This window comes from Olivibacter sp. 47, from assembly GCF_030372825.1.
Lineage (GTDB): Bacteria > Bacteroidota > Bacteroidia > Sphingobacteriales > Sphingobacteriaceae > Olivibacter > Olivibacter oleidegradans.
The window spans coordinates 188,308-200,562 of record NZ_JAUCNR010000001.1 but is presented as its reverse complement, the minus strand read 5'-3'; the positions used below and the strand labels follow the sequence as shown (position 1 = coordinate 200,562).

Below are 12,255 nucleotides of genomic sequence, written 5' to 3'. Positions count from 1 at the left end.
ATTCAAACGATATGAAATTACTACAAACAATAGCTTTGCTTATGCTTTGCTGCTTTTTCTCCAGCAGCTGCCAGAAGGATTTGTTAGAGCAAACTCCTGAAACCAATATCAGCGACGCAGATTATTGGAAAACGGCTAACGACTTGAAGCTTTACGCCAATAATTTTTATAATACGATGTTACCCAATTATAATGGTTGGGGATCGATCGGTATTTATGGCTTGGATGCGAATGGCAGCGATAATATGATCGCTACCAGCTATAATTCAGCCTTAAATGGCGAAAGAGTTGTTCCTGGAACTGACGGCGGCTACGGTGCTTATGGCGACTGGGCGGCGCTTCGGAATGTGAATTATTTTTTGGCTAATTATAACAAAGTAAACGAGTCCTTCGATGTAATCAAAGCATATGTGGGAGAGGCACTCTTTTTCAGGGCATATTTCTACTTTGATAAATTGAAAAGTTTTGGCGATCTACCTTGGATCAATGTTCCACTAAACACTTCGTCGGAAGAAGTTTATAATGAACGTTTGCCTAGAAATATTGTAGTCGACTCCCTGATGAATGATTTGGACAAAGCCATCGCATATTTGCCTACAAAAGGTTCGGCGGAAGCTTCGCGTATCAACAAGGAAATTGCCATGCTCTTTCAAGCCAGAATAGCACTTTTTGAGGGCACTTGGGAAAAATACCATGCCGGTACACCTTTTGGCGTTTCTGGATCGGATGGAAGCAAATTCTTAGAAAAGGCTGCCTCCGTGAGCTCCGCACTGTTGGACAATAGTGGAGGGTACGGTCTAGCGTCGTTTTCGACCGATGATGATTATTGGCGTCTCTTTAACCAGGTAACTTATAGCTCCAACAATGAGGTTATGCTCTGGCGCGCGTATAATTTGAGCCTAAACTTAGGGCATCGCTGGCACCGCTATACCCCAAGTGGTGGAGGGAGAGGTGTAACCAAAGATTTAGTAGATGCCTATTTGTGCATAGATGGAAAGCCTATCGGGTCAAGTGATCTCTACCAAGGTGATGCAACCTTGCACGATGTCGTTGCCAATAGAGACCCCCGTTTAAAACAAACAATCTATGTGCCGGATGGCAGCCATATCATCACAGATAACCGCCCAGGTGGACAACCCGTTGTTATCTTCGAATACCCCACGTTTGATGTTGCTAACGAAAACAAATCGTTAACCGGTTATCAAGTGTACAAAGGCCATAATCCAGATTATAATCAACAACAGGATTTGGGTACTACCGGACAAATCATTTTTCGTTTTGCTGAGGCCGTTCTTATCTATGCTGAAGCTAAGGCCGAACTCCGGCAATTTACACAGGCAGATGCTGATCGAAGTATTAATTTGCTGAGACGGCGTGTTGGTATGGTCGATTTATCCGTTGCCAACATTGAACGCGATCCTAATTGGGAATTCGATGACATCAGTCCGTTGCTCAACGAGATTCGCCGGGAAAGACGTGTAGAACTTGCCTGCGAAGGGTATCGCTCGGATGATTTATTCAGGTGGGCCGCTATTGACGAGAAAATCAGTGGCTGGAAGCCCAAAGGAGCCAAAAGAGCACAATGGGAAGTAGCAGGGGTGCCTGAAAATATCGCTACGGCTGTAAGGAGCTTTCCTGTAGACGCGGATGGATATATCGAATATTATCAGCAAGTAGGTGCCTTAAATGCGGGGTATCAGTTTAAGCTTGATAGAGATTATTTATCACCCATTCCGCTTGATCAGATCAGTTTAAATCCAAAAATTAAGCAGAATCCCGGGTGGTAATTTTGATTGGTTGGTGGCAAGCTGTTCGAGAGAACGGCTTGCTTTTTTCTTTACATTCCATATTTATCAGGTAGTGTTAGGTCAAGCTACCATCAATTGTCAAATACTAAAACAAAAAACATGCAACTAAGAGAATTGATTAAAAATGGCTTAGCAAGCGTTTTGTTAAGTTTTGGAATCGTTGTTTCCATGAAAAGTGCTAATGCTCAGCTTTGTGCGTCTATGGTAGATCCTTTGGAGAAAATATTTCCCGAGACGGTCCTCCCTTATGATAGCTTCCATGAGATTGATGTAGCTAAAGGCGAAGTGGCGAGTGCTCAGTTAGTCCTTCGCAGTGGCGAAAACTTGGATCAAGTGGAGCTATCTGTGGACGCACCTGGTTTACCGAATGAAGGAATATCCTGCGGTGCGATTGGCTTTGTACGAGCGGGGCGCCAATACACCGATCCGGCGGTGGACAGACTCGTTTCGAATACAGGTTTTTATCCCGATCCCATATTGGATGATAAACCATTGAGTCTTCAGGCAGGATTAGCCCAGGCTTTTTATATAAGCATACCGATTTCTGCGGAAACGAAAGCAGGGACATATCCGGTAAAAGTGGACATTAGAACAAAGGATATGCAAATACGAAAAGAGTTTGCTATTCATGTGCACAATGTTCGTTTGGCGAAACAAGAGTTATGGGTAACCAACTGGTATAGTTTAGCGCCCGAACGCTTGGCTCTATTGAATAAAGGGGAACAAGTAAAATCCTTTGGCCCGGTATACTGGCGTTTAATAGAAACTTTGGCAAATAAAATGGCTGCTTATGGACAAAATACAGCGCTTATTTCACCGCTGGATTTAGCTATTTACAAAATGGAAGGGGAACATTTAAGCATTGATTTTTCAAGATTTGACCAAACGGTAGATATTTTTCGCAAAGCGGGTGTCTTAGGGAGAATTGAGGGTGGCCATATTGGTCAACGGGCGCGCAATTGGAGTAGTCCCTTTATTGTAAGGGTTCCTGAGCCTCTGGCCGATTCTACTCGCTTCAGGCAGTTGCCAATCGAAGACCCAAGAGCGAAGAACTTCTATGCCCGGTTCTTTAAAGCACTTATCGCCCACTTAGAAGAAAAGGGATGGTTAAGCGATTATTATCAACACATTGCCGACGAACCTACCGGTGACAACAAGGAATCCTATATTGCCATAGCAAGCTATGTTAAATCCATCGCACCGCAAATCAAAATTATGGAGGCCTGTCATAGCAAAGATCTAGCAGAAACAATTGATTTATGGGTTCCTCAACTTGATTTTTTAAATAAAGATTTCACGTTCTATCAAGACCGTAAAAAGGCAGGCGATGAAGTGTGGTTCTATACCTGCCTGTCTCCTAGAGGCAATTATGCCAATCGGTTTATCGATCTTCCACTTATAAAAACCCGATTGATCCACTGGATAAATTATAAATATCAGATTGATGGTTATCTACATTGGGGTTTTAATTACTGGAACCAAGATCCTTATGAGGAAACAACCGGCATCAATAGCGAAGGAGGGAATATTTTGCCAACCGGAGATTCCTGGATCGTTTATCCGGGTTATCAAAAATTGTATAGTTCAATACGTTTAGAAGCCATGCGAGATGGTATTAACGATTACACACTCTTGCAAATGCTGACAAAGAAGAACCCTGATTTAGCGAAGAAGATCATTGATAATATGGTGTTTAGATTCGATTGGTATGATACGAGTATCAAAAATTTTAGAGCGAGCAGGAAGGCCATGTTAAAAGCCTTATCAGAATAAATTATGGCAATATAATAAGGGCTTGGCTACTTTCTATACTGCCAAGCTTTTATTTAAAGAAAAAAACTTACGAATTATCGCGAATCTCGTTTACCTAAAGCCTAAACAAAGACCTAGTGGAACAGTAGGCATCTCGTTCAGAATGCGATAGAATTGAAAGTAATAAGGTTCATTTGCTTTTTCCTAACTGCTTTAGTTAATTATTCTGTGTCCTTCAACACCTAAGTCGACTTCCAAGCTACAGTGGATTTTAGAATGCGAGCAAAGACGATTTATATGACATCTTTGTTATGTTAAAATGATACAATAAAATGCCAATTTTATATAGGTTAAATATTTGTTTAACACCTAACTTGCCCGCATTAAAGCTAACCGCAAGCAGGCAGTAAATGGCTTGCTTCTCTTATAAGATTAATAATTTATGATAAATTATCTTAGGATAGGAGTTATGTCCTCCTTTTTATGTGTATCCCGAAGTATGCTGGTTTGTTTGATACTGCTGCTGCTCATTTTTCAAGCAAGTGCGTTCGAGGTTAAAGGGAATCTTTTGCTGCAGCAGGCAAAGTTTACAGGTACGGTAAAAGATGCAAAAGGCACACCGATTGTTGGTGCAAGTGTGTCCGTTAAAGGTACAAAAGTTGGAACATCTACCGATACAGATGGTCGATTTGCTATCAGCCTGCCAGCTGGAGGTGACCTCATTCTGGTTATTAATCACCTGGGACATGTAACAAGAGAAATACCACTTAGCGCCGGTCAGTCTAGTATCCAAGTCACCTTGCAAGATAGTGAGAAAGCGTTGGACGAGGTGGTTGTAATAGGTTATGGCGAAGTTAAAAAGCGTGATTTAACCGGATCGGTGGTTTCCGTAAAGGGGGAAGACTTGACCAAGGTGCCTGTAACGAGCCCCGCGGAAGCTTGCAAGGCCGCGTACCTGGGGCGGACATTACGCGCAACAACGGCTATGCCGGCCAAGGGGCATCGATTCAGTTGCGTGGTAACCGATCGATCGCAAACCCTGAAAGCTCTAACAATGTACTTTACATTGTTGATGGTATACAAGGTGTCGCAGCACAGGATGTTGATCCTAATGATATCCAGTCAATAGAAGTACTAAAAGATGCATCTTCAACGGCGATTTATGGGTCGAGGGGGGCAAATGGCGTAATCTTGATTACGACAAAGAGAGGAGCCAACGAAAAACCGAGACTAAATTACAATGCCTATGCCGGTGTCTCGAAAGTAGCGGGTTACGGTGAGTTTATGACCGGGCAGGAATATGTTGATTTCCGGCGTGAAGCTTACCGTGCTGTTGGAACGTGGAATTCGCCCGCGGATGACAATAAAATTTTGAATCCACTTCAATTGCAAGCTTTTCAAAACGGACAATTCACCAATTGGAGTGACCTTTTACTGCACAATGGTTTCCAACAAAATCATCAACTCAGTGTGAGTGGTGGAGGGAAAAATACCAAAGTGTATTTTTCCGGTGCTTATTTTCAGGAAAAGGGTTTGCTAAAAATGGACGAATATAAACGTTATTCCGGGAGATTGAATATCGATCAAACGATTAACAGCTGGATGAACGTCGGCTTGCAATCGCAATTTGCTTACATTGACAATGATATCCGTCGTGATCCGCTTAACCAGGCGTCCAAAATAGCACCGTTGGGACTTCCTTACGATGAAAATGGTGAATTCAACTTGTTCCCCTTGCAGGGAACGTTAATCAATCCTTTAGCAGATGAACAGCCTGACGCCTATAAACGGAACACCAAATCCAATCGAGCTACTGTTTCCGGTTACATTGAGTTGAAGCCGATTAAAGATTTGTCGATTAAGTCAACTTTTGGTGCGATCTTTTCCACCTCGGAAGCAGGTAATTTCTACTCAAAAAATACCATCGATGGAAAAGGTTCCCGTTCGCAAGCCTCCATTACCAATAACCAAGATCGAAACATTAGCTGGGAAAACGTTATTACCTACAATAAGCGATTCGCAGACCACTCTTTGCAATTAACAGGCGTAACAAGTTACCTTTCGTGGACTAATACCAATAGTTATGCAGGTGGTAATAACCAACTATTTCCTTCCCAATACTATTATAATATAGGTGGAGCAAACCAAAACCCTTTCTATGGAAGTGGTTATGTGGAAAGCAAACTATTATCATTTAGCGGTCGGATTAACTATAGTTATAAAGGAAAATATCTGTTAACGCTAACCGGGCGAAATGATGGATCATCCAAATTAGCAGCCGGTCACAAATGGGCTTTCTTTCCGTCGGCCGCTGCAGCATGGCGTATCGTGGATGAAGATTTTATGAAAAATCAGCAGGTATTCAGCGATTTGAAGCTTCGAGTTAGTTATGGTGTGTCAGGTAATGATGTAATCAGTCCTTATGCTACGCAGAATTCCGTGGTAGTGCAGAACTTTTCTTTTAACGATGCCAATGCTGCCAATGCCTATGTCATTAATGGACTTATCGGTAACAATACCTTAAAATGGGAACTAACAAAAACGATGAATATCGGGGTAGATTTTGGTCTTTTTAACAATATAGTGACAGGTAGTGTTGACTACTACCACGCGAAAACCGACGATTTGATCTTCCCTTACACCTTACCGCTTTCTACCGGCGTCACCACCGTGAATAGGAATATAGGAAAAACACAAAATAAAGGGATTGAATTAAGTCTCACTTCCCATAACATCCAAAAGAACTCATTCTCCTGGAATACTAACTTAACCTTTGCACGTAATAATGAAAAAATTGTTGCTTTACCGAACGGCAATGTGATTGCAGATGACTATCGCGAATCGCTGATCGTAGGTCAACCGGCTCAGATTTATTATGACTATAAAAAAATAGGCATTTGGCAATTAGGAGAAGAAGAACAGGCCGCCCAATATGGTGCCGAACCGGGTGATATCAAAATCGCGGACCTGAATAACGATGGGAAAATCGATGCCTTTGATCGTACGATTATAGGCCAGCGCGTTCCAAAATGGACAGCCGGCTTAAGTAATGATTTGCGATTTAAGGGATTTGATTTGAATATTCTGTTGGTAGCACGGGTTGGCCAATGGATCAGTTCCGATTACTATGCCAAGTATAAAAGAAATGGCTTAGAAAACGGCGCACGCATCGACTACTGGACACCTGAAAATCCAACGAATGAGTATCCAAGGCCGAATGCCAATAAAAACTCCAATTACGTAACTACGCTTACCGAGCGACAAGCATCTTATGTAAAAATCAGAAATATCACATTGGGTTATAATTTTCCCTCAGCCCTTATAAGCAAATGGAAGTTACAAAGCCTTCGGATATATGCTTCGGGTAAAAATTTGCACACTTTCAGTAGCTTGAAGGATTTTGACCCTGAAGGCGAGGGGGTTATAGATCAACCCTTAAATCGTCTGTTCGTTTTCGGTCTTAATGTTGGATTTTAATGAGCGCATTGCGCAACAAAAATTATGAAGAATTATCTTGAAATTGCAATCGGAAAACCTAAAGGCCTATGTGCCCTTTTTCTTTCCTTCTTATTGGGATCTTGCTCTCTGGATGAATATAATCCGGGCGGAGCTACCGTCGAAAGTTTATTCAATACACCGGAAGGGATTGAAGCAGCGGCCAATGGCACCTATACTTACAACCAAAAAATATATGGAAAAGAACAAGGTTATGCCTTGCTCGAAATGGGGACGGATATTTGGACAGGAGGGGCTAATAGTGGCAATTCCGGAACAAATGGTGTTTATCCCCAGCCTCCTTTAATGAACTATCAAGGCTTGATTTCCGACAATGTATGGGTGAAGTCCAACCTTTGGCAACCTTGTTATGCCGGTATCAATTTAGCCAATACCGCATTGAAATATCTTCCGGAAGCGGGGGTGGAAGCTGTTAAGGCTCCGGTCTTAGAAGCAGAGTTGCGTTTTATGCGCGCTTGGTATTATTGGCATTTGGTAGAATCATTTGGCGACATTCCCTTCACGTTGGAACCGACTGAAAGTATTGTTACGGTCGCCAATCGCACGCCGGTCGATCAGGTTTATGAGCAGATTTTTATAGATCTACAATTCGCGGTGGAGCATGCACCGCTAAGCAATACCGATTATGGGAAAATTACCAAGCCTATTGCTGAAGCGTTTATTGCGCGTGTTTATTTGACTAGAGGTCGTTATCAAGAAGCCTTAGATCATGCCCAACATGTGATTAACGACTATGGCTTTAGTCTGATGCCGAATTATGCTGACCTTTGGAAAATGGATAATGAGAAAAATCAGGAAGTTATCTGGGGGTTGAACTATTCAACCAATTTGGAGTTCAATGAAGGAAGTAATGTGGGACATTCGATGTATTTGATGGAATATGATACACAGCCGGGAATGCTACGAGATGTCAACAATGGTTATCCAAATGTGCGCTATATGCCCACCAAATTTTTGTTGAATTTATTTGATGAGCGTATAGATGCCCGTTACGAGGCGTCCTTTAAAACTACTTGGTTTTGCAATGAAACGGATGCCGGAAAGAGACCGCAAGGTATGAACCTCGGTGATACGGCTATTTTTTGCAGTAAATATGTGATTTCATCAGATGCTCGTGCAGGCAAAGCTTATAAAATTTATGATATCAACGATGTTTATCGGGAGAACGGTATACCGGCAGATCGCTTTCATTATATTTCCTTGAAAAAGTTTGAAGATCCTACCAGGGCGTCTGCGAACGAAACAGAAAGTGCCAGAGACGTTTTCATCATTAGACTGGCAGAAATGTATATGATTGCTGCCGAGGCCGAATTACAGTTGGGTAATCAGGCGGAGGCAGCGAACTATATAAATATTGTCAGACAACGTGCAGCGTTGAATAAACAAAATCCCGAAGACATGACGGTAAGCGCTTCATCGGTGACGCTCGACTTTATTTTAGATGAGCGGGCTAGGGAGTTTGCAGGTGAACAACTGCGTTGGTTTGATTTAAAACGAACCAATAAATTGGTCGAGCGGGTACAAGCCCACAATCCCGATGCGGCGCCCCATATTAAAGAGTTTCATAAAATACGGCCGATTCCACAAAGTGAGCTGGATGCAGTCACTAATAAAGATCAATTCAAGCAAAATCCCGGCTACTAAAGGAGCTTAGGCCTTATACGAATAGAAAATAGGTTCATATAGAAACAGCTCTCCAACGGAGAGCTGTTTCTATCTAAATATAACGACAATGCATCGTTGTTAAATTTCACGATCGAGGTACCATATTCAATTCTAACGTGCCACCCTTAATAAGTGCTTCAAAAGGAAGTTGAAGGGCCTCTAAGACCTTTCCATTCAGCTTAGCAGACTTCGTATAGCAGGGTCCATTTTTACTTCGTTTAGTCTTTATCGTAAATTTCCTTGATCGTTCAGCAAGTGGCAGATTGATGACTACCTCATCAAATAAGGGCGTACCGATCTGTAAAGAGGGGTTGGGAGCTGTTAATCCGGCGACATCGAATAATCCCATACCGGCCAAAACATACCAAGCACCCAACTGCCCTTGATCTTCGTCTTGGCCATAACCATAACCATGTATACCGTCAGTACCATAAAATTCATCACAAATAGCATGCACCCACTTTTGCGTTAGGTCGGGCCGACCGGAAGCGTGAAAAAGCCAAGCGACATGAAGGTTAGGTTGGTTTCCATGGTTGTACAGACCTTGTATACCCGCAAAAGCATCGATTTCTTTACCGCCGCCAAAGACATTTTTTTGCGATTCACGGAAAATACTGTCTAAACGATCATTAAAGGTTTTTTCACCGATAAGATCCACCAGCCCTTTAGGGTTGTGAGGTACGTAAAAGGTGTACTGCCAGGCATTTCCCTCCTGAAAGCCCCGCCACGGAGCAAATGGGTCAAAATCCTGTAAGAAATTGCCCTCCTCATCCTTCGGTCTGATAAATTTTGTGCTTGGATCATACAGCGTTTCCCAGGCATTAGCCAAATGCGAGAACCTTTTGAAATCCGCCTTTTTACCTAAAGATTTAGCGAATTGAGCTGCAGCAAAACTTGAAAAAGCATACTCAAGCGTATGAGAAGCACCAAAAGGTGAACCATGTAGATTCAATTCAGGCTTCCCGGTGTCATCCGCGATATAAGGAGAGAAGCCCTTTTCTACAAAGACGCCGACATCCAGCTTTCCGGCACCTGGGATCCGCTTTTCACTTTCCAACTCATTTTTCCGCACGGCCTCATAAGCAAGCGCTACATCGTAGTTCCGCAAACCAACGTTATAGGCAGCGGCAATAGCCAATCCGGTGAAATTAGTCCCTACACCTGAAACAAACTTGCTAGTGGCAATCCCGTCGCCCAGCCAACCGGCATCTTTATATACGAGCAACTGACTTTGAATCCAATCTTCGTAGTACTCGGGATAGGCAATTGACCATAACTGTGTCAGATTCCAAAAAGCCCCCCATATCGCGTCGGTGTTATAATGTGCATGTATCGGCTTTCCTACCTCATCTAGCGGAATCCGGCCAACACTGCCGTCATTTTTAGGATAAGCCCCATTAACATCGCTTGCTAACCCCCTGCCCAAAAGCGCATGATACAGGCCGGTATAGAATTTTACCTTATCCGCCTCTTTGCCTCCATTTACATGAATTCTGCCAAGGTACTGATTCCAACGTTGATATGCACGTTGTTTGGCATCCTCAAACGAAAGATTGGAAGCCTCAGCGATTAAATTCTCCCGGGCATTTTCCACGGAGGTGTAGGAAAGTCCTACTTTAATGTTGACTTGCTCGCCTTCCCGTGTGCCAAAGCGTAGGTAGGCACCCACGCCTTTACCCTGTGCTTTCTGCTGTCCTTGATAGCATAGGCTGTCGGTGAAAGTGCCGAAGGAAGTGGGCCTTTTATCCAGTTCAGCGTAGAAATAGAGGGTTACATTCGCGTTCGGCTGATACTTCTGCACGTAAGCCGGCTTTGTAACCACGTAACCTTTAACCACTTGACCTTCATAATGAACAGAGGCATCCACTACGGGCCCGCTTTCACCCATTTGATGACCAATATCGAAAATTATGTTCGCCGAATCTGTTACGGGAAAGGTATAACGATGAAAACCAACCCGCTCGGTTGCCGTTAATTCTGCCGTAACTTTATAATCTTTTAAATAGACACGATAGTATCCCGCCGTAGCATATTCGTCTTTTTTGTCGAAACGCGATCGATAGCCGCTTTCAACCTCTTCTAATTTACCGGGGCGCGTTTGTAAAGTGCCTACTGTAGGTGCAAAAACAACACCGCCGATTTGAAACTCGTGAAAATTAGGAAAGCCCTCGATCGATTGATGCCGCTCGTCGTAACCAACTGCTTCCCAGCCCGATGGATTGCCATAACTTCCATTGGTGCTAGGGGCTAACTTGGCCATACCAAAAGGTACCGCGGCAGGTGTATAAAAGAAATAACGGCTGTGAGCAGTACCAATATTGGGATTAACGTATCGGGTAAGATCTTCTACCTCTTGGGCCTTTAAAATTGTAATCCAATTAAGGGAGATAATGAATAGATAGCATAGATTTTTTATATTCTTCATAATTAAGCTTAAATAGATCTAAGCGATTTTTTACGATCAACTTATTATTGTATAAATTATGTATGTGTGTACATACTATGCAAATATAGTAATATCTTCTTATGTATCAAGTGGCATGCAAATGAAGGGAGGCCTCAGCTTACTCTTTGTTTCCTTTAAAATCTAGCTTGTATGAACAAACTTTTTTAAATCGAAGTCTTCATTAGTAAATCATGAGTGAGCGATGTACCTATGACAGAAGAATACTGTTTTTTAATTTAAAATAAAGGAAGACAGGGTTTTATATCAATCACGTCGACTTTCTACCGTGAAGGTAAAACTGTCGGCGCGGTAATAACCTAAATTGTATTCGATTGGGCGGCCCGCTCGGTCGAATACAAATCGTTTTCGGAATAAGATAGGATCGCCCTGATTAATCTCTAATTTGTCCGCAACAAATTTATTGGCCGCTTTTGCATTGATTTCTTCTTGCGATAGGTCCGCTACGATATGATAATCCTGCTCAAGTATTTCGTAGAGGGGGCGTTTAAAGTCCTCATCGCCCGTGAGTCCTACGCGCGGATGGAAATAAGAAATAAAGTAGACAAAAGGATCATCTTTTTTTCCCCGTAAACGCTCCAGTTTCAATACTTTTCGATCTTCTTTTAATTCAAAGAAATCGGCAACATGCGGTTCGGGTAATACCCAGCTCACATGCAATTCAAAGTTCTTGACTTCAATGCCTCGGTTCTTCATCTCCTGGGAGAAGCTCAGCCAGTTTTTCGATTTTGAGCTGAATTTGGTAGAAGCCACTTTCGTACCGACACCCTTCTTGCGGATCAATAACTCTTCGTAGACTAGCTTATTAATGGCCAAACGTAAAGTTGTACGCGAAATGGCCAATCGTTTGGCTAATTCTACTTCGTTGGGCAGCAATTTGCCCTGCTGGTATTCCGGTGATTTAATCAGTTCTCGCAAGAGCATTTCGGCCTGTATATGCAAAGGAACCGCACTTTTATGATCTATCTGAAGTTTCATTTTCTCCATTTGGTAGGCTAAAATAAGATTATTTGCAGAATTAAAAAAATAGACATATGTTTGTATGTGTGT

Annotated in this window: 6 protein-coding genes and 1 pseudogene; 5 read left to right on the top strand and 2 right to left on the bottom strand. The window is 42.6% G+C overall.

Going from position 1 to position 12,255, the window contains the following annotated elements; all coding sequences use genetic code 11:
* Positions 1-11: 11 nt before the first annotated feature.
* From QT327_RS00795 to QT327_RS00775, 5 genes and pseudogenes are all read left to right on the top strand, one after another.
* A complete protein-coding gene (locus tag QT327_RS00795) occupies positions 12-1,787 on the top strand; it encodes a RagB/SusD family nutrient uptake outer membrane protein (protein ID WP_130855379.1) in 1,776 nt (591 codons plus the stop codon).
* A gap of 120 nt (positions 1,788-1,907) precedes the next feature.
* Positions 1,908-3,581, top strand: coding sequence for a DUF4091 domain-containing protein (locus QT327_RS00790; protein WP_289551632.1), 1,674 nt, complete (start codon positions 1,908-1,910; stop codon positions 3,579-3,581).
* 421 nt (positions 3,582-4,002) lie between these two features.
* Positions 4,003-4,338 (top strand): annotated as a pseudogene (locus QT327_RS00785) (carboxypeptidase-like regulatory domain-containing protein); the annotation flags it as partial.
* Positions 4,339-4,499: 161 nt separating this feature from the next.
* On the top strand, positions 4,500-7,037 hold the full coding sequence (locus tag QT327_RS00780; RefSeq protein WP_289551631.1) for a SusC/RagA family TonB-linked outer membrane protein: 2,538 nt from the start codon (positions 4,500-4,502) through the stop codon (positions 7,035-7,037).
* A gap of 24 nt (positions 7,038-7,061) precedes the next feature.
* Entirely contained in the window at positions 7,062-8,720 is a 1,659-nt protein-coding gene (locus tag QT327_RS00775; protein WP_289551630.1) for a RagB/SusD family nutrient uptake outer membrane protein, read from the top strand.
* Between the two features lie 106 nt (positions 8,721-8,826).
* Here QT327_RS00775 and QT327_RS00770 read toward each other — a convergent pair whose 3' ends face one another.
* Together QT327_RS00770 and QT327_RS00765 are read right to left on the bottom strand one after the other, a co-directional pair.
* Positions 8,827-11,166, bottom strand: coding sequence for a GH92 family glycosyl hydrolase (locus QT327_RS00770; protein WP_289551629.1), 2,340 nt, complete (start codon positions 11,164-11,166; stop codon positions 8,827-8,829).
* Between the two features lie 285 nt (positions 11,167-11,451).
* Positions 11,452-12,183, bottom strand: coding sequence for a GntR family transcriptional regulator (locus tag QT327_RS00765; protein WP_130855384.1), 732 nt, complete (start codon positions 12,181-12,183; stop codon positions 11,452-11,454).
* Positions 12,184-12,255 lie beyond the last annotated feature (72 nt).

Coding starts and splice junctions, on each gene's coding strand:
- QT327_RS00775 (WP_289551630.1), top strand. CDS start 7,062: ATGAAGAATTATCTTGAAATTGCAATCGGAAAACCTAAAGGCCTATGT.
- QT327_RS00790 (WP_289551632.1), top strand. CDS start 1,908: ATGCAACTAAGAGAATTGATTAAAAATGGCTTAGCAAGCGTTTTGTTA.
- QT327_RS00795 (WP_130855379.1), top strand. CDS start 12: ATGAAATTACTACAAACAATAGCTTTGCTTATGCTTTGCTGCTTTTTC.
- QT327_RS00770 (WP_289551629.1), bottom strand. CDS start 11,166: ATGAAGAATATAAAAAATCTATGCTATCTATTCATTATCTCCCTTAAT.
- QT327_RS00765 (WP_130855384.1), bottom strand. CDS start 12,183: ATGAAACTTCAGATAGATCATAAAAGTGCGGTTCCTTTGCATATACAG.